Raw genomic sequence first — 17,227 nt, 5'->3', positions numbered from 1 at the left:
TCTCGGGCTTGAGGGAAGTGATTCCCTCTTTTTTGTTGCTTGTTCAATTTCGGGATTGCCTGATTCCGCCTGATTCACTTGCCATGTTGTGTGCCGATTCGTTGAATGGTACGACTTTAGTCGTATTCGTTTCGCTTCGCAGACCAACTTGAGGGAGTCATCATGCGCAGACCTGTCCGAATAGCCGTTACCGGCGCTGCCGGTGCTATCAGTAACAACTTGTTATTCAAAATCGCCAGCGGCGAGATGTTCGGTAAGGACCAGCCGGTGATTCTCCAGCTGATTGAAATGCCTGATCGTATGGAAGCCTTGCGTGGTCTTGCAATGGAGCTGGAGGACTGTGCCTACCCGTTGCTGCATACCATCACTCTGCATGACAACGTGGAAGACGGTTTCGATAATGTGCACTACGCACTGCTGATCGGCGCCCGTCCAAGGGGACCAGGCATGGAGCGCAGTGACTTGCTGGAGTCCAATGCAGAAATTTTCACGCGTCAGGGTCAGGCGTTGAATAATCATGCCAACCGCGACGTCAAGGTCCTGGTCGTGGGGAATCCGGCCAATACCAATGCATTGATCGCCAGTCGCAATGCGCCCAAGCTGAGTCCATCCCAGTTCACGGCGCTGACGCGACTGGACCACAATCGTGCCAAGGGAATACTGGCCAACCATACCGGTGCCAACCCGCGCAACATCAGCCGTGTGGTGATCTGGGGCAACCATTCCACCACCCAGTTTCCTGATCTGCATCAGGCTACTGTACTGGATGAGCCGGTGATGGCGCAGATTGACGAGCGGTGGTATCGCGAAGTGTTCATCCCCAAGATCCAGACACGAGGTGGCGAGATTATTGCGGCCCGTGGCGTGTCCAGTGCCGCCTCCGCTGCTCAGGCGGTGGTGGATCACATGCATGACTGGATGCTGGGAACACAACCGGGTGAAATCGTCAGTATGGGGATTTTGAGCGATGGCAGTTACGGCATCGAAAAGGGCATTTTCTACTCTTTCCCGGTGCGTTGTGACTACGGGCGGTATCAGATCGTACGTGGTCTGGACATATCAGACTGGAGCCGCGAGATGATGAAGGTCACGGAAGCAGAGCTGCTTGAAGAGAAGGCTGCGGTCAACCATCTGCTGCCTCCTGAAACCGAGGCATCACATCAAAACCTGTCGATCTGCCTGCGCTCGGGCGTTACCCTCTATGCCGATGGCACAGGCCCGGACGCTGCTTCCAAGTACCTGACCACCAATCGGGTGATGTAACTTGACTTGGCCCGCAAGGTTTTTACCACCCTGCGGGCTGGTTCTGATGCGCCTTGACGGGCACAATAGGCGTGCAGAGCACTTGATCTCTGCCCCAACAGCGCGGAGGAGCATCCCATGAGCAACAACACTCCACACCCCAAATTCATTGAAGCCATGAAGCAGCTCTCGGCCATGAGCGAGGAAGAGCGTCTTTCGGAAGAGAACAAGGAGCTGTTTGAGCAGGCCATGAACTATGCGCCTCTGGATATTCAGCCTGCTTTAATGGCGATCCGTAAAAAATACGAGGAACCTCTGCACTGATAACCTTCCACCTCAGGAGACCCGGGCCAAACGATGTGAGTTTGGCCTCAATCTGAACAATGTCGATATCTCTGCCTCCCTCCAGTTCCGACGCACGTTTTCCCGTTTTGGTTGGCCCCATTCTGCGCCGAATCACGCCTGATGAACTGACAATCTGGTGCCTGACCACTGAGGTGCTGGACTTTTCCCTGCGGCTGAAAACCACTCAGGGGGGAGTGCTTGACAGGGTTCTTACGAAAGACGAATGCTGGTCACTTCAAGTTGGCGAGCATGCCTGGATCTGCCTGCTGAATCTGCAGCCGGAAAATCCACTGCCTACCGGGGAGCGCATTGATTACGATCTGCTGATTCGTGCTCAGGGCGATACTCGTTGGTGCTCCATACAGGAGTGGGGTCCGGACCTTCTCTATCCTGGTGAGCTTTTGCCCGGGTTTGTGATCCAGCCTCAGCTGCGCTCAATGCTGCATGGCTCTTGCCGCAAGCCGCATTATCCATCAAGGGATGGGCTGGCGCGTGCCGACGCCTGGCTGGAGCTGCATCTTGCTGCACCGGCTGACTGGCCGGCCGTGTTGATGCTCAGTGGTGACCAGCTCTACGCGGATGATGTGGCAGGGCCAATGCTAAGGGCGGCTCATCAGCTCAGTGATCGTCTGGGGCTGTGGGATGAAACACTCGAGGGAGGGGGGGCTGACAGTGGCATTGAGCTGAGGCAAAGCCCGTATTGCTACTATCAACGTGAACAGCTTTTGCCCAAGGATCAGCTGAGTGAAAATGTTCGGGAACGCTTTTTTGCCGGGGTACGCAAGCCCATTTTCACCAGTGACTCCGCACATAATCACCTGATTACCTTTGCTGAGGTGATCGCCAGCTATTGTCTGATCTGGTCGCCAAAGGCCTGGCAAGGGATTGATCTGAACCCGCCAGCGCTTTCCCCCCGTCATGCCGAGCTGTATGACCACGAATTGGATGCCATTCTTGGGTTTCGTGCACAGTTGCCTCAGGTTCGCCGGGTGATGGCACATTTACCCACGTACATGATCTTTGATGACCATGATGTTACGGATGACTGGAATTTGTCGGCTGCATGGGAGTTGTCCGCCTATAGTCATCCCTTCTCACGACAGATCATTGGTAATGCGATGATCGGTTATCTGCTTTGTCAGGGCAGTGGCAACGCGCCACGCAAGATCCGCAAACATTTGAGTGAGCATGTGGAGCGTTGGCTTAAAACACACGATGAAGAAGATCACCACAGCCTGATTGATGAGCTGATAGCGTTTCAGCGCTGGGACTACCTTATCCCCATTGATCCCGGTGTGCTGGTGCTGGATACGCGTACCCGCCGCTGGCGCGCCGAGCGCAACCTGAACAGCCCTTCAGGGTTGATGGACTGGGAGGCACTCACCGAGTTACAGCAGCACCTGCTGGATCGAAAAGCCGTGATTCTGGTCTCCCCGGCCCCTGTGTTTGGTGTAAAACTGATCGAGGCGGTACAAAAGACTTTCACCACTTTCGGCCAGCCTCTGATGGTGGATGCAGAAAACTGGATGGCACACCCAGGTGCAGCCAACGTGATCCTGAACATTTTCCGCCATACGCGTACACCTGAGCATTTTGTCGTGCTCTCGGGGGATGTGCACTACTCATTTGTGTACGACATCGAGATCCGTTTCCGCAAGGGTGGACCAAAAATCTGGCAGATCACCAGCAGCGGTCTGAAAAACGAGTTCCCGCCTCGTTTGCTGACTTTATTCGACCGGCTCAATCGTTGGCTCTACGCCCCTTCATCGCCGTTAAACTGGTTTACGCGACGTCGCCTGATGAAAGTATCCCCCCGGCGCCCGGAAGGTGCAGCAGAGGGCTGTCGGTTGGTTAATAAGGCGGGTATAGGGCTGGTTCGCTTTGCCGCGGATGGTGAGCCGGAAGAGGTCTGGCAGCTGGGGGCTGATGGCCGAGATGTACGTTTTGATCTGACCGACGAAGAGGAGCATTGGGGCTGAGGGGGCGCTGACGTATAATCCGCGCGCCTATCTACCATTTTGCTGCGGAGAGTACGTCGCATGAGGATTTACTGGACTCGACTTCAGGACAGGCTTGAGCGGCTGCGTGCCAATAAGCTGTTCGAGACCTTTGTCATTCTGGTCATTGTTACCTCGGCGCTGCTGATCGGGGCCAAGACTTACGAAGAAACGTCAAGGTTTGACCAACTGATCAACTGGCTCGATCTGGGTGTCACGCTGTTTTTCCTGTTTGAAATCATCGTCAGGATGGCAGCGGAAAAGCGGTTCTTCGACTTTTTCAAGAAAGGTTGGAACATCTTTGATTTCGTGATTGTTGTGGCCAGTCTGGTACCGATCAATGACTCCGAAATGGTCCTGATTGCACGTCTGCTCAGGGTCTTCCGTGTTCTGCGACTGGTCTCCATGATCCCTGAGCTGCGTATGTTGCTGGCGGCGCTGGTGAAATCCATTCCGCGCATGGGTTATGTGGCTTTGCTTATGTTCATCATATTCTACATATATGCGGCCATTGGCAGTTTTCTGTTTGAAAACATCGACCCCTTCCTGTGGGGTAATATCACCATTTCGATGCTGACGCTGTTCCGTGTGGCGACCTTTGAGGACTGGACCGATGTCATGTACGCCACCATGGAAGAGTATCCGCTGAGTTGGATCTTCTATCTGAGCTTCATTTTCCTCACGGCGTTCATATTCCTGAACATGATGATTGGTATTGTGCTGGATGTGATGCAGAAGGAGAGCGCCGCGGAGCAGTTGGAGTCCGGGGAGGGGGAGGCCGCCGAAATTCACTGGATGCGTGAGCATATGGTTGCCATGAGCGAGCAACTACAGCGCATTGAGACAGCACTTGAACAGGAGCGGATGCGTAACCGGTGAGTTAACTGTAGTCACTGCTTTGCAGCTGGAGCGTGCTTGTCAAAGCTGCTGACCATATTCTGATTCTGAAGTAACAAGGCCGGCTTAAAGCCGGCCTTGTTACTTCACCTACATATTGGGGTAGTTCGGCCCGCCGGCACCTTCAGGTACCACCCAGTTGATGTTTTGGGCCGGGTCCTTGATATCACAGGTCTTGCAGTGGACGCAGTTCTGCGCATTGATCTGGAACTGCGGGCCACTATCGCCTTCCACCACTTCATACACACCGGCAGGGCAGTATCGCTGAGCCGGTTCGGCATATTTGGGCAGGTTCTGGTTGATGGGGATGCTCGGGTCTTTCAGCTGCAGGTGGCAGGGCTGATCCTCTTCGTGGTTGGTGTTGGAAAGAAACACGGATGAGAGTTTGTCGAACGACAGGACGCCATCCGGTTTCGGGTACTGAATTTCCGTACTCTCACTGGCCAGCTTAAGCTGCTCATGATCCTTATGCAGGTCATGCAGGGTCACCGGGATTTTGCCGCCGAACCAGTTCTGGTCGATATAGTTGAACGCACCGCCCAGATAAGGGCCGAATTTGTGCATCGCCGGGCCGAAGTTGCGTCCACGATACAGCTCGTCATACAGCCATGAGGCCTGGTAGGCATCGGTAAAGCCGGTCAGGTCCTTGCCGCCTGCATCGCCATTAACCAGTGCCGCTGCAATCGACTCTGCCGCCAGCATGCCGGATTTCATGGCAGTATGAATGCCCTTGATCTTGGAAAAGTTCAGCGTGCCGGCATCACAGCCGATCAGCAGGGCACCTGGCATGGTCATCTTCGGCAGGGTGTTGAAGCCTCCTTTGGTGATGGCTCGGGCGCCGTAGGCCACGCGCTTGCCACCTTCGAGATACTGCTTGATCTCGGGGTGATGTTTCATGCGCTGGAACTCGTCGAACGGGCTTAGATATGGGTTGGAATAGTTCAGGTCGATAATCAGACCCACAACGACCTGGTTGTCTTCGGCATGGTAGAGGAAAAAACCGCCACTGGCGCCGTCGCTCAGCGGCCAGCCGGAGCCGTGTACGACCAGGCCGGGCTTGTGTTTGGAAGGGTCAATATCCCACAGCTCCTTGATACCGATGCCGTAGTGTTGAGGGTCGGCATCCTTGTCGAGCGCAAACTTCTCGATCAATTGTTTGCCCAAGTGGCCACGACAGCCCTCGGAGAAAATCGTGTATTTGGCATGCAGTTCCATGCCGGGCATGTAGTTGGGGCCCTGTTCACCGCTGGCGGTCACACCCATATTACCGGTTGCGATCCCTTTAACACTGCCGTCCTCGTTGTACAGTACTTCGGCGGCGGCAAAGCCCGGGAACACTTCTACACCCAGCTGTTCTGCCTGTTCACCCAGCCAGCGGGTGACATTGGCGAGGCTGACAACATAGTTGCCGTCGTTGTGCATGGTCTTGGGCACAAAGGCGTTGGGCAGTTTGATGGCACCGGTTTCATTCTTGAGCAGAAACACCTGATCTTCTGTCACAGGCGTTTTCAGTGGGGCACCATTCTCTTTCCAGTCGGGGAAGAGCTCATCCAGTGCGCGGGTTTCCATCACGGCACCGGAAAGAATATGGGCGCCGACCTCAGATCCTTTTTCAACTACACAAACGGTCAGTTCCTGCTCGGCTGACTTGGCCTGTTGCATCAGACGGCACGCTGCCGAGAGCCCGGCAGGCCCGGCGCCTACGATTACTACATCAAATTCCATCGATTCGCGATTCACGGTTGCTCCTCCATCGGTGCAGATGGTTTATTCTTCTATTTATTGTAAGTCATTATGACTGACTCTATTGTATGTAAATTAGTATAAGTGAAAACCCTTATTTCTGAAATTATCGATATTGATCTGGTCTGGCGAGGCTTTTGGATAGGGGTTATTGCTTATTCTGTGTGGCTGGTTATCATGCGTGACAATGCCCAAAAGAGGTGAAGTCGCCTCCGGTGACCCATAACAACAAGCAAAGGATATGACAATGAAGGTGCTGGTAACGGTTAAGCGAGTTATCGACTACAACGTCAAGGTCCGGGTTAAATCCGACCAGTCCGACGTTGATCTGAATAATGTAAAAATGGCAATTAACCCCTTCTGCGAAATCGCAGTCGAGGAAGCGGTTCGCCTGAAAGAGTCCGGTCAAGCCAGCGAGGTAGTCGTGGTCTCTCTGGGGCCTCAGGCCGCTCAGGAACAGCTGCGCACGGCGCTGGCTCTTGGTGCCGATCGGGCCATTCTGGTTCAGAGCGATGATCCGCTGGAGTCTCTCTCGGTGGCAAAACTGCTGGCCAAGGTAGTCGAAAATGAGAAGCCTGATCTGATATTGATGGGCAAGCAGGCAATCGACTCCGACAATAATCAGACCGGTCAGATGCTGGCGGCACTGACGGGTATGGGACAGGGAACCTTTGCGTCCGAAGTTAAAATTGATGGCAACAAGGTTACTGTCACGCGCGAAGTGGATGGTGGTCTGCAGACCGTTGTAGTTAATACACCTGCAGTGGTGACGGTAGACCTTCGGTTGAATGAACCGCGTTATGCTTCGTTGCCAAATATCATGAAAGCCAAGCGCAAGCCGCTGGAAACGCTTACGCCGGCAGATCTGGGGGTCGCGATCAAGGCTCACACGAAACTGCTTAAGGTAGAGCCGCCAGCTGAACGCTCAGCCGGTATCAAAGTGGCTGATGTGGCTGAGCTGATCGATAAACTCAAGAACGAGGCGAAGGTGATCTGATGAGTATTCTGGTAATTGCTGAACATGACAATCAGGTGCTGAAGCCTTCCACTCTAAGCACTTTGGCTGCTGCCGCACAGATTGGTGGTGACGTTACCCTGCTGGTCGCTGGCAACGGTTGTGCCGCTGCCGCTGATGCCGCAGCCCAGGCGTCAGGCGTCAGTAAGGTGCTGCTGGCGGACAATCCGGCGTATGACCATGAAATTGCTGAAAACATGGCAGCCCTGATCGTATCCATGGCTGAAGGATTCACGCATATTCTGGCACCGGCGACCGCCAACGGTAAAAACTTTATGCCACGGGTTGCTGCATTGCTGGATGTGGGTCAGATCTCGGATATCATCAAGGTGGAGTCCGCCGATACCTTTGCCCGTCCAATTTACGCCGGTAACGCCATTGCAACCGTTCAGTCATTGGATGCGGTCAAGGTGATCACTGTTCGCGGTACCGCATTTGACGCGGTGGCGGCAGAAGGTGGCAGTGCAGCCGTTGAAACTCTGAGCCAGGTTGAAGATACCGGACTTAGCCAGTTTATCGGTGAAGAAATGGCGAAGTCTGATCGTCCTGAACTGACGTCGGCGCGTGTCGTTATTGCCGGGGGACGCGGCATGGCGGACAGCGAGCATTTCCACCTGCTGGAAAAGGTTGCCGACAAGTTGGGTGCCGCTGTTGGCGCTTCTCGTGCGGCTGTCGATGCTGGTTTTGCACCCAACGATATGCAGGTAGGGCAGACTGGCAAGATCGTTGCGCCAGAGCTCTACATAGCTGTAGGTATCTCCGGTGCAATCCAGCATCTTGCAGGCATGAAAGATTCCAAAGTAATTGTCGCTATTAACAAGGATGAAGAGGCACCGATTTTCCAGGTAGCCGATTATGGTCTGGTGGCTGATCTGTTCACCGCGTTACCTGAATTGGACAGTGCACTTTAATCCACGAAAAGCGTAGTTCAGAATGCCCAAACCGGAGCCCAGCTGCTAAGCTGGCTCCGGTTTTCTGCTTTCAGGGGGTCGATTTTGTCGCCCGTTACGCTACACCTCAAACGACTTTCAAATGAACTGATTCAGCCGTTCGATCTTTCGATCGGGCCCGGAGAAATATGTTGTATCAGTGGACAGTCCGGCAGCGGCAAAAGCCGCCTGCTGCGTGCCGTTGCTGATTTGGAGCCACACTCAGGCGAGGTGTCGCTGGATGGCTTGGAACAGCAGCAGCTGCCAGCACATCTGTGGCGGCAACGAGTACGTCTGGCTCCAGCCGAAAGCCAGTGGTGGAGTGAGCGAGTGGGGGACCACTTTCCTGCAGAGTTTAATGGCGAGGGTCTTGAAACCTTGGGCCTGCCGGTTGAAGCCCAGGAATGGGAAGTAATGCGACTATCATCCGGTGAGAAACAGCGATTGGGCTTGCTGCGCGCACTGGCTTTTCCCTTGCAGGTGCTACTGTTGGATGAGCCCTGCGCCAACTTGGATCCTGAAACCACCCTGCGAGTGGAGGCAATGCTGCTGGATCGCATTCAAACAGAGGGCTGGCCAGTACTTTGGGTCGCACACGATGCTGCCCAGATGCAACGCGTGGCGGATTACCGGTTCCAAATCAGGCATGAGCAGTTGGTTGAGGTGACCGATGAGCGTGATTGATATCAGCTGGTGGCAACTGTCACTGGCCGCAGGGCTGGTACTGGTGCTGGCATTACTGGCCTGGCAGGCCCGCTTGGGGATCAGTCGCAGTTTGCTGGTCGCAAGCGCACGTACTGTAGCGCAACTGTTTTTGATCGGCCTTGTGCTGGAGTTGCTTTTTTCTGTTGGGACACTGTTGTGGGTGAGTTTGATGGCGTTGGTGATGCTGTTGTTGGCCGGGCGCGAGGTAATGGCTAGGCAGCAGCGCCGCTTCAGCGGCGGCTGGGCTTATTGCATCGGCACCGCGTCAATGTTTGTATCATCCTTCAGTGTTGCGGTGATCACACTTCTGGTGCTGGTGGGGCCAGATCCCTGGTATCGGCCACAATATGCCATCCCGCTGTTGGGTATGCTGCTGGGCAATACCATGACCGGTGTGGCGCTCAGTCTGGATCGGCTCACTGAAACAGCGTGGCAGCAACGTGCGCAGATTGAAAACCGCCTGATGCTGGGGCAAAACTGGAAGCAGGCCTTGGGTCCCATTCAGCGTGATGCAATGCGTGCAGGCATGATGCCCAGCATCAATGCGATGGCGGCAGCGGGCATCATAAGCTTGCCGGGCATGATGACGGGGCAGATTCTCGCAGGTACGGCACCGGCACTGGCGGTCAAATACCAGATTTTGATCATGCTGATCATAACGCTGGGCAGTGGCTTCGGAGTGATGTTGGCCGTGGTGGCAGGCAGCTGGCGCCTGTTTGATCAGCGCCAGCGCTTGCGAATGGATCGACTGGTGAAGCGGGCCGAGTAACCCTTCGTGGGTAAGTGGCCCTGCACAGCAGGAAATACTTAGGCTCTGGCATCACCTGATCAGGAAGCCAGCATCTGCTCTTGTGCCTTTTTTACCGGGTGGCTGGCGATGAAGTGACGCAAAGCGCCCGCCAGAAGTGCCTGCTTTTGGTGGTCACCACAGCGGCGTGCACGTTCAATATCATCCAGAATGAAACTCTGAATACGCTTTTCGCCATCATGTGTTACGAGATAATGCCCAAGGGCAACAGCTATCATCGGGTCCATATGTTCATGTTCGGCGATGGCGGCGATTTCGTCAGCCGAGAGGTCACTCATCTCCAGGCATTCTTCGTACGTCAGCATACCAATCCTCCTCGCATTTGAGGTTTTATGAAGGGGTCACCCGATAGCGGGAGTTTCAGTTTAGGCTTTTGGCACAGGTTTACGAGGGTGTCTGGCTGCAAGATTTTCATCCTTCAAGCCGATTTCTGCACTGTTGTTCATGTTGCACCTGCGCATCAAAATGGGTGCCAATGGCGCTGAATGGTATGCTGTGGCCCTTTAACGGCTTGAGCAGGAGCAATAATGATCATCGAAGCAAATCAGGTGAGTTCAACCGAGATCTATCACACCTTGACCCAAGTCATTATTCCGCGCCCTATCGCCTGGGTGCTGAGCCCTAATGATGAGGCAGGCAGCAGTCATAATCTTGCGCCGTTTTCGTTTTTCAATGTGGTGTGCAGTGATCCACCCATCCTGATGCTTTCCATCGGCAGCAAAAGTGACGGCAGTATGAAAGATACCTGTCATAACCTGTTGGAATACAAGCGTTGTGTGATTCATATCGCAGCCAATCATCGGGCGCAGATGGTCAGCGACAGCGCGGCTGAACTGGCCCGGGGCGAGTCGGAACTGACGTTGACGGGGCAGACGCTAATGCCTTTCGATGGCACCGGATTGATGCGATTGCCGGATGCGCCGGTTGCGCTTGCCTGTCGGCTGCATCAACACATTGAGGTGGGCAATCGACCCCAGAATCTGTTGCTGGTGGAAGTGGAGCGAATCTGGATCGATGACGCTGTATGCGGACGGGATGCGAAAGGGCGGATGAGATTTGAGGCAGACAGAATCAAGCCGCTGGCACGATTGGGCGGTTCCGAGTATGCAACACTGGGTGAGCTGTTCAGCATCCGCCGCAGCTGAGGTTTGACATCAATCCGTCACTGCTGCAGAGTGCGCGCTTTTTTCGTCTACCTTGAGCAGTAAACGCTGCAGGAGAAACTGACTGATGAATGCCGTAGTGGCCGCAGTGCTGGTGATGCTGGTGCTGAGTCTGGTGCGTACACCCGTGGTGGTGGCGCTGATTCTGGGGGCTTTGAGTGCGGGCCTGTTGGCGGGGATGGGGCTGGAGCAGACATTGGCAGCGTTCAGCGGAGGTATTGGTGGTGGCGCCGAAGTGGCCCTGAGCTATGCCATGCTGGGTGGTTTTGCCGTTGCCATTGCCCAGTCGGGCTTGCCTCATGCCATGGCTGATCTGGTGCAGCGCAAGCTGGGGCAAGATAATGGCAATACGCGAGTTATAAAATATGCACTGGTACTGGTGATTCTGGCGATAGCCATCTCCTCTCAGAACCTGATACCGATTCATATCGCATTTATTCCCCTGTTGATTCCACCATTGTTGCTGGTGATGAGCAAAATGCAGCTGGACCGCCGTCTGATTGCCTGCGTGCTGACTTTCGGCCTTGTGACACCTTACATGTTCCTGCCGGTGGGGTTTGGCGGCATTTTTCTCAACAATATTCTGCTGAAAAACATTGCCGATAATGGCCTCACAATGGAAGGCATCAATGTGATGTCCGCCATGTGGATCCCGGCAGCCGGTATGGTAGCGGGGCTGCTGCTGGCGATGGTCAGTTATGGTCGCAAGCGTCATTATGACCTGGCACCACTGGAGCAGGTGGAGCGAGTAAAGGTTGAATACAGTTCCACTCGCCTGGTAGCGGTCATTGTCGCGATGCTGGCGGCATTTGGTATTCAACTCTGGACAGGCTCAATGGTATTGGGCGCGTTGGCAGGCTATATGATCTGTACCGTCACCGGTATCGTGCGCTGGAAACAAGCCGATGGAGTACTGATCGACGGCATGAAAATGATGGCGATGATCGGCTTTATCATGATCACGGCGGCGGGTTTTGCCGAAGTACTGCGCCAAACCGGTGAAATTACCACGCTGGTGAGCAGCAGCGCCGAGCTGATTGGCCAGAATAAAGCGCTGGCTGCGCTGTTGATGCTGGTGGTGGGGCTGCTGATCACGCTGGGCATTGGTTCGTCTTTTTCGACCATTCCGATCATTGCGGCGATCTATGTGCCGCTGGCGTTGTCGTTGGGTTTCAGTCCGCTTGCCATTGTGGCGCTGGTCGGTACTGCTGCGGCATTGGGTGATGCAGGTTCACCGGCTTCAGACTCCACGCTGGGACCCACTGCGGGGCTGAATGTGGACGGTCAGCATCACCATATCTGGGATACGGTGGTGCCCACCTTCTTGCATTACAACCTTCCGCTGCTGGCGGCGGGCTGGGCCGCAGCAATGATTCTCTGAGCCTTACTGAGCTTGCACGTCAGGCTGTTTGAATGGCAGCCAGCCGTGCAATGCCTCCATCTGTTCCTGCATGGCGGGAGACTCCTGCTGCAGGAAGTTACGAATCGCCGCTTCAAACCCCGGGTGTGCGATCCAGTGCAATGACCCGGTCGCAATCGGCTCAAAGCCGCGCTGGATTTTGTGCTCCCCCTGGGCGCCCGGGTCAAAGCGAGCAAGGCCCTGCTCAATGCAAAATTCGATACCCTGATAGTAGCAGGCCTCGAAATGCAGGCAGTCATATTCCTCCATGCAGCCCCAGTAACGGCCATAAAGCGTATCTTCACCAATGAAGCAGAGTGCAGCGGCGATGGCATTGCCTTCAAGCTCGGCCAGTATCAACAGCAGTTGTTCGGGCATGCTCTGATGCAAGCGGTGAAAAAAGTCCGGTGCCAGATACCCCTGTCGACCACGCTTGAGGTAGGTCATCTGGTAAAAGCGGTAAAACAGATCCAGTTGCTCGCGAGTGATCGCCTTGCCCCGGATTCGCCGCAGACTGATGCCCTGTTGTTCGACTTTCTTGCGCTCCCGTCGAACCGCCTTGCGCTTGCGTGAGCTGAAACGATCGAGAAAATCATCAAAATTACGATAATCCCGGTTGAACCAGTGGTACTGCACACCCAGACGGTGAAGTAATGGTTGCGGTGCGCACCGCAGCTCCGGTTGTGGCAAGAACAGGCCATGCCATGAAGAGGCGTGTGTCTGGCTGCACACCGACTGTACCAGCGCGGGCAATTGCTGCATTACTTCAGCGGGGCTGAGATGGGTGCCAAAACGTGGTCCGGTGGCGGGCGTGAAGGGTACTGCAGTCAGCAGCTTCGGGTAGTAGTTGAGTCCGTGGTGTTCATAGGCGTCGGCCCATGCCCAATCGAACACATATTCGCCCCAGGAGTGGGTTTTCAGATACAGCGGCATCAGCATCAGCGGATTACCATCGTCATCGAGCAGTTCTGCATGCATGGGCTGCCAGCCGGTAGCTGTGCTGACGCTGCCGGAGGCTTCCAGTGCATGCAGGAACTCGTAACGCAGAAACGGATATTGGATGCCGCAGAGTGCATTCCAGCGCGGCTGACCGATCGACTCTATACTTTGATGCAGATTGACTTTAGCCATGTCGACCTATACTAATCAGTGTAACTGTTGGATTAAAAAGCATATTTAACGATTCAAGGAGCAGGGCAATGGATGAACTGGAGCTGGAGTTTGAGCTTGATCCCCGTCTGATCACCGATACGATTGCCATTGGTGACTATCCTCTCTGTCGCTTGCTGCTGATGAATGACAGCCAGTACCCCTGGTTCATTCTGGTGCCCCGCCGGGCCGGTGTCACGGAACTGTACCATCTGCCGGCCAATGAGCAGCAACAGCTCATGCATGAGGCCAGCGACTTGGCTGAAACACTGGCGGATATGTTTCAGGCACGCAAGATGAATGTCGCCTGCCTGGGCAATATGGTGCCACAGCTGCACATGCATGTGATTGTCCGAAAGGAGAGCGATGCAGCCTGGCCCGGCCCCGTCTGGGGTAAGGTCCCTGCTGTTGCCTATACGCAGGAACAGCTTGATCGGGTCCGAGGCAAGCTGGAAGCTTTGCTTGACGGAGAAATGGCATTCGAACCACATAACTGAGCTTTTACCGGTCTTATCCCTGTCGCCGGGCCTGTCAGGCCCGGCTAAATCGGTTATAATTCCCGCCTTTCATTTTCCTTGATGCACCCGGATACAGGAACAGGACAGTATGCGTAGCCATTATTGCGGCGATCTCAGATCAGAACATATCGGTGAAGATGTCACACTCTGCGGCTGGGTACACCGTCGCCGTGACCATGGTGGAGTGATTTTTCTCGACCTGCGTGACCGTGAAGGCATCACTCAGGTGGTGTTTGACCCGGATCGTGAAGAAAGCTTCAATCTGGCTGACAGCGTCCGCAACGAATACGTGGTTGAAGTGCGCGGTACCGTGCGTGGGCGTCCGGAAGGCACAATCAACAAGGAGATGGGCACCGGCGAGATCGAAGTGCTGGGCAAGGAACTGGTCATTCTGAACAAGTCTGAAACCCCTCCGTTCCAGCTGGACGAGCACCAGCAAGTGGGTGAGGATGTGCGCCTGCGTCACCGCTATATCGACCTGCGTCGTCCGGAAATTCAGCGCAAGCTGCGGTTTCGCTCCAAAATCACGCATAACATCCGCAACTATCTGGAAGACAACGGTTTTCTCGATATCGAGACCCCGATTCTGACCCGTGCAACCCCTGAAGGTGCGCGTGACTATCTGGTGCCAAGCCGTACTCACGAAGGCAGCTTTTTTGCCCTGCCGCAGTCGCCCCAGTTGTTCAAGCAGCTGCTGATGGTGTCCGGTTTCGACCGCTACTATCAGATCGCCAAGTGCTTCCGTGATGAAGATCTGCGTGCCGACCGTCAGCCTGAATTCACCCAGATCGATATCGAAACCTCGTTCATGGACGAGGAAGGGATCATGGGCCTGACCGAAGGCATGATCCGTAAGCTGTTTATCGAACTGCTGGAGGTGGATCTGGGCGACTTCCCGCGCATGCCATACTCAGAAGCGATGCGCCGCTACGGCTCCGACAAGCCGGATCTGCGTATTCCACTGGAGCTGGTGGACGTTGCTGACCTGCTTCAGGATATTGAATTCAAGGTATTTGCCGGTCCTGCCAAGGACCCGAAAGGTCGCGTAGCGGCACTGAAAGTACCGGGTGGTGCTGAGCTGACCCGCAAGATCATCGATGAGTACACCAATTTTGTCGGTATCTACGGTGCTAAGGGTCTGGCCTGGATCAAGGTTAACGAGCTGGAGAAGGGCGCCGAAGGCCTGCAATCTCCGATCGTGAAATTTCTGGGTGAAGACGTGGCCATGAAGGTCATGGAGCGCCTGGAAGCCAAAAACGGCGACATCGTGTTCTTCGGTGCCGACAAGGCGACTGTTGTCAACGAAGCCTTGGGTGCGCTGCGCATCAAGGTCGGCGAAGACATGAACCTGATCGAGCGCGAGTGGGCGCCGCTGTGGGTGGTCGACTTCCCGATGTTCGAAGAGAACAGCGATGGCTCCCTGACCGCGCTGCACCATCCGTTCACCTCACCGAGCTGCAGCCCGGAAGAACTGATCGCCGAGCCCGAAGGCAAGCTTTCCCGTGCCTACGACATGGTACTGAACGGCACCGAATTGGGTGGCGGTTCCATCCGTATCCATGATCAGACCATGCAGAAAGCCGTATTCAAGGTGCTGGGTATCTCCGATGAGGAAGCGGACGAGAAATTCGGCTTCCTGTTGAATGCACTCAAGCACGGCGCACCGCCTCATGGTGGTCTGGCGTTTGGTCTTGATCGTCTGGTGATGCTGATGACCGGTTCCACTTCAATTCGTGAAGTGATTGCCTTCCCGAAAACCCAGAGTGCTGCCTGTCTGCTGACCGATGCACCGGGTGAGGTGAGTGCCGCGCAGCTGCGCGAACTGAATATCAAGCTGCGCAAAACTCCCTGATTGCGCACCCGGGGCGACCATCAGTGTCGCCCCATTTGTTTACACGACCGATATTTGAGGATGTTGTATGGCAGGTCATTCCAAGTGGGCTAACATCAAGCACCGCAAGGCGGCTCAGGACGCCAAGCGCGGCAAGATCTTCACCAAGCTGATTCGTGAGTTGACCGTCGCCGCCAAAGAGGGTGGTGGCACTCCGGAAGACAACCCGCGTCTGCGTGCGGCGATGGACAAGGCGCTGGGTGCCAACATGAAGAAGGACACCATCGAAAAGGCGATTCAGCGTGGCGCAGGCGGTGGCGAGGGTGACAACTACGATGAGCTGACCTACGAAGGCTACGGCCCCAACGGCGTGGCCATTCTGGTCGAGTGCATGACCGACAACGTCAACCGTACCGTGTCTCAGGTGCGGGCTGCCTTCAACAAGGCGGGTGGCAACCTGGGTACCAACGGTTCGGTTGCCTATCTGTTCGAGAAAAAAGGTCAGATCAGCTTCGGTGAAGGCGCTGATGAAGACGCGATCATGGAAGCGGCGCTGGAATCGGGGGCTGATGACGTCGTCACCAACGAAGACGGCTCCATCGACGTGTTTGCGCCTTGGCAGGAGTTCATGGACGTGAAACAGTCGCTGGTAGATGCCGGGTTCGAGCCGGTTTATGCCGAGGTTGGCATGATTCCGTCCACTACGGTTGAGCTGGATGTGGAAAGCGGTCAGAAAGCGCTGAAGTTGATCGACGCGCTGGAGGATCTCGATGATACCCAGAACGTGTATCACAATGCCGAAATCCCCGAAGAAGCGATGGAATAAACGCGCAGCATGATGGCTGATGGAAACCGGGGGCAACCCCGGTTTTTTTTGAGCAAAACACCTTGCTTTGGTGTATAAATATACAGATATAGTCCGCTTAAACCTTTACTGGAGTTTCGAGGCAGGTCCATGCTGATATTGGGGATCGATCCCGGCTCAAGAATTACCGGCTATGGTGTCATTCGCGTGGCGGGTCCTCGTACCGAGTACGTTGCCAGTGGCTGCATCCGCATCAGTGGTGACGTTCTTGCAGATCGACTGCAGCAGGTGTATGCCGGCGTGACTGAAGTCATTGAGCGCTATCAGCCTCAGGAAATGGCCATTGAGCAGGTGTTCATGTCGCGCAATGCGGATTCGGCGCTTAAGCTGGGCCAGGCGAGGGGGGTGGCGATCGTGGCCGGTGCCAACCGCCTGCTGCCGGTATCCGAGTATGCGGCCCGTCGCGTCAAACAATCGGTGGTAGGCAATGGTGGTGCCGACAAGGCGCAGGTGCAGCACATGGTGATGCATCTGCTGAAGTTGCCGGGGCTGCCCCAGGCGGATGCGGCAGATGCGCTGGCCATCGCGCTCTGCCATGCTCATACCTGTGCGGGGCAAATTCAGCAAGCGCGCGGCAAAACGGCCGGGCGCTGGCGTTACTGATTTATCTTGGAGATGCAA

General features: G+C 55.2%; 17 protein-coding genes. 14 read left to right on the top strand and 3 right to left on the bottom strand.

What is annotated here, in order from left to right; all coding sequences use genetic code 11:
* Window positions 1–162: 162 nt before the first annotated feature.
* The 4 genes from ABIE61_RS02185 (at window position 163) to ABIE61_RS02170 (ending at window position 4,463) form a co-directional block, all read left to right on the top strand.
* Window positions 163–1,263, top strand: coding sequence for a malate dehydrogenase (locus ABIE61_RS02185; RefSeq protein ID WP_354406303.1), 1,101 nt, complete (start codon window positions 163–165; stop codon window positions 1,261–1,263).
* A 117-nt stretch (window positions 1,264–1,380) separates the two neighbouring features.
* Window positions 1,381–1,566 (top strand): hypothetical protein, encoded by a 186-nt coding sequence (locus tag ABIE61_RS02180; RefSeq protein WP_354406301.1) that lies wholly within the window; start codon window positions 1,381–1,383, stop codon window positions 1,564–1,566.
* A 59-nt stretch (window positions 1,567–1,625) separates the two neighbouring features.
* Window positions 1,626–3,566, top strand: a complete 1,941-nt coding sequence (locus tag ABIE61_RS02175) for an alkaline phosphatase D family protein (RefSeq protein WP_354406300.1) — start codon at window positions 1,626–1,628, stop codon at window positions 3,564–3,566.
* Window positions 3,567–3,626: 60 nt separating this feature from the next.
* Complete coding sequence (locus ABIE61_RS02170) at window positions 3,627–4,463, top strand: ion transporter (RefSeq protein ID WP_206841312.1); 837 nt, start codon at window positions 3,627–3,629, stop codon at window positions 4,461–4,463.
* Window positions 4,464–4,571: 108 nt separating this feature from the next.
* Here the strand turns inward: ABIE61_RS02170 and ABIE61_RS02165 are convergent, their stop codons facing one another.
* Window positions 4,572–6,206 carry an electron transfer flavoprotein-ubiquinone oxidoreductase gene (locus ABIE61_RS02165; protein ID WP_354406468.1) on the bottom strand — a complete coding sequence of 545 codons (1,635 nt, stop codon included), beginning with the start codon at window positions 6,204–6,206 and terminating at the stop codon, window positions 4,572–4,574.
* A 265-nt stretch (window positions 6,207–6,471) separates the two neighbouring features.
* Between ABIE61_RS02165 and ABIE61_RS02160 the strand changes: the two genes are divergently transcribed.
* From ABIE61_RS02160 to ABIE61_RS02145, 4 genes are all read left to right on the top strand, one after another.
* Window positions 6,472–7,221, top strand: coding sequence for an electron transfer flavoprotein subunit beta/FixA family protein (locus ABIE61_RS02160; protein WP_354406298.1), 750 nt, complete (start codon window positions 6,472–6,474; stop codon window positions 7,219–7,221).
* Complete coding sequence (locus tag ABIE61_RS02155; RefSeq protein ID WP_354406296.1) at window positions 7,221–8,150, top strand: electron transfer flavoprotein subunit alpha/FixB family protein; 930 nt, start codon at window positions 7,221–7,223, stop codon at window positions 8,148–8,150. Before ABIE61_RS02160 ends, ABIE61_RS02155 begins: the two co-directional genes overlap by 1 nt.
* 84 nt (window positions 8,151–8,234) lie before the next feature.
* Complete coding sequence (locus tag ABIE61_RS02150) at window positions 8,235–8,852, top strand: ABC transporter ATP-binding protein (protein ID WP_354406294.1); 618 nt, start codon at window positions 8,235–8,237, stop codon at window positions 8,850–8,852.
* Window positions 8,839–9,642, top strand: coding sequence for an ABC transporter permease (locus tag ABIE61_RS02145; protein WP_354406293.1), 804 nt, complete (start codon window positions 8,839–8,841; stop codon window positions 9,640–9,642). The genes ABIE61_RS02150 and ABIE61_RS02145 overlap by 14 nt, the downstream gene beginning before the upstream one ends.
* Before the next feature lie 59 nt (window positions 9,643–9,701).
* Here the strand turns inward: ABIE61_RS02145 and ABIE61_RS02140 are convergent, their stop codons facing one another.
* The gene (locus ABIE61_RS02140) at window positions 9,702–9,986 is read right to left on the bottom strand and encodes a hypothetical protein (protein ID WP_091824514.1); all 285 of its coding nucleotides are present in this window, start codon (window positions 9,984–9,986) and stop codon (window positions 9,702–9,704) included.
* Window positions 9,987–10,208: 222 nt separating this feature from the next.
* Here ABIE61_RS02140 and ABIE61_RS02135 point away from each other — a divergent pair, with 222 nt between their 5' ends.
* On the top strand, window positions 10,209–10,826 hold the full coding sequence (locus ABIE61_RS02135) for a flavin reductase family protein (RefSeq protein ID WP_354406291.1): 618 nt from the start codon (window positions 10,209–10,211) through the stop codon (window positions 10,824–10,826).
* Window positions 10,827–10,911: 85 nt separating this feature from the next.
* The gene (locus ABIE61_RS02130; RefSeq protein WP_206841331.1) at window positions 10,912–12,225 is read left to right on the top strand and encodes a Na+/H+ antiporter family protein; all 1,314 of its coding nucleotides are present in this window, start codon (window positions 10,912–10,914) and stop codon (window positions 12,223–12,225) included.
* 3 nt (window positions 12,226–12,228) lie between these two features.
* Here ABIE61_RS02130 and ABIE61_RS02125 read toward each other — a convergent pair whose 3' ends face one another.
* On the bottom strand, window positions 12,229–13,374 hold the full coding sequence (locus tag ABIE61_RS02125; protein ID WP_354406289.1) for a GNAT family N-acetyltransferase: 1,146 nt from the start codon (window positions 13,372–13,374) through the stop codon (window positions 12,229–12,231).
* A gap of 68 nt (window positions 13,375–13,442) precedes the next feature.
* On the opposite strand from ABIE61_RS02125, the gene ABIE61_RS02120 reads away from it, so the two are divergent.
* From ABIE61_RS02120 to ruvC, 4 genes are all read left to right on the top strand, one after another.
* On the top strand, window positions 13,443–13,889 hold the full coding sequence (locus ABIE61_RS02120) for an HIT domain-containing protein (RefSeq protein ID WP_206841337.1): 447 nt from the start codon (window positions 13,443–13,445) through the stop codon (window positions 13,887–13,889).
* Between the two features lie 109 nt (window positions 13,890–13,998).
* Window positions 13,999–15,762 carry an aspartate--tRNA ligase gene (gene aspS, locus ABIE61_RS02115; protein WP_354406288.1) on the top strand — a complete coding sequence of 588 codons (1,764 nt, stop codon included), beginning with the start codon at window positions 13,999–14,001 and terminating at the stop codon, window positions 15,760–15,762.
* 67 nt (window positions 15,763–15,829) lie between these two features.
* Window positions 15,830–16,567 carry a YebC/PmpR family DNA-binding transcriptional regulator gene (locus ABIE61_RS02110; protein ID WP_206841340.1) on the top strand — a complete coding sequence of 246 codons (738 nt, stop codon included), beginning with the start codon at window positions 15,830–15,832 and terminating at the stop codon, window positions 16,565–16,567.
* A 129-nt stretch (window positions 16,568–16,696) separates the two neighbouring features.
* The gene (gene ruvC, locus ABIE61_RS02105) at window positions 16,697–17,209 is read left to right on the top strand and encodes a crossover junction endodeoxyribonuclease RuvC (protein WP_091824495.1); all 513 of its coding nucleotides are present in this window, start codon (window positions 16,697–16,699) and stop codon (window positions 17,207–17,209) included.
* Window positions 17,210–17,227 lie beyond the last annotated feature (18 nt).

The sequence above is a fragment of the Marinobacterium sp. MBR-111 genome (assembly GCF_040547585.1).
Taxonomy (GTDB): Bacteria; Pseudomonadota; Gammaproteobacteria; order Pseudomonadales; family Balneatricaceae; genus Marinobacterium; species Marinobacterium iners.
This window is presented reverse-complemented; position numbering and strand designations above follow the sequence as displayed.

Coding starts and splice junctions, on each gene's coding strand:
- ABIE61_RS02185 (WP_354406303.1), top strand. CDS start 163: ATGCGCAGACCTGTCCGAATAGCCGTTACCGGCGCTGCCGGTGCTATC.
- ABIE61_RS02180 (WP_354406301.1), top strand. CDS start 1,381: ATGAGCAACAACACTCCACACCCCAAATTCATTGAAGCCATGAAGCAG.
- ABIE61_RS02175 (WP_354406300.1), top strand. CDS start 1,626: ATGTCGATATCTCTGCCTCCCTCCAGTTCCGACGCACGTTTTCCCGTT.
- ABIE61_RS02170 (WP_206841312.1), top strand. CDS start 3,627: ATGAGGATTTACTGGACTCGACTTCAGGACAGGCTTGAGCGGCTGCGT.
- ABIE61_RS02165 (WP_354406468.1), bottom strand. CDS start 6,206: ATGGAATTTGATGTAGTAATCGTAGGCGCCGGGCCTGCCGGGCTCTCG.
- ABIE61_RS02160 (WP_354406298.1), top strand. CDS start 6,472: ATGAAGGTGCTGGTAACGGTTAAGCGAGTTATCGACTACAACGTCAAG.
- ABIE61_RS02155 (WP_354406296.1), top strand. CDS start 7,221: ATGAGTATTCTGGTAATTGCTGAACATGACAATCAGGTGCTGAAGCCT.
- ABIE61_RS02145 (WP_354406293.1), top strand. CDS start 8,839: ATGAGCGTGATTGATATCAGCTGGTGGCAACTGTCACTGGCCGCAGGG.
- ABIE61_RS02140 (WP_091824514.1), bottom strand. CDS start 9,986: ATGCTGACGTACGAAGAATGCCTGGAGATGAGTGACCTCTCGGCTGAC.
- ABIE61_RS02135 (WP_354406291.1), top strand. CDS start 10,209: ATGATCATCGAAGCAAATCAGGTGAGTTCAACCGAGATCTATCACACC.
- ABIE61_RS02130 (WP_206841331.1), top strand. CDS start 10,912: ATGAATGCCGTAGTGGCCGCAGTGCTGGTGATGCTGGTGCTGAGTCTG.
- ABIE61_RS02125 (WP_354406289.1), bottom strand. CDS start 13,374: ATGGCTAAAGTCAATCTGCATCAAAGTATAGAGTCGATCGGTCAGCCG.
- ABIE61_RS02120 (WP_206841337.1), top strand. CDS start 13,443: ATGGATGAACTGGAGCTGGAGTTTGAGCTTGATCCCCGTCTGATCACC.
- aspS (WP_354406288.1), top strand. CDS start 13,999: ATGCGTAGCCATTATTGCGGCGATCTCAGATCAGAACATATCGGTGAA.
- ABIE61_RS02110 (WP_206841340.1), top strand. CDS start 15,830: ATGGCAGGTCATTCCAAGTGGGCTAACATCAAGCACCGCAAGGCGGCT.
- ruvC (WP_091824495.1), top strand. CDS start 16,697: ATGCTGATATTGGGGATCGATCCCGGCTCAAGAATTACCGGCTATGGT.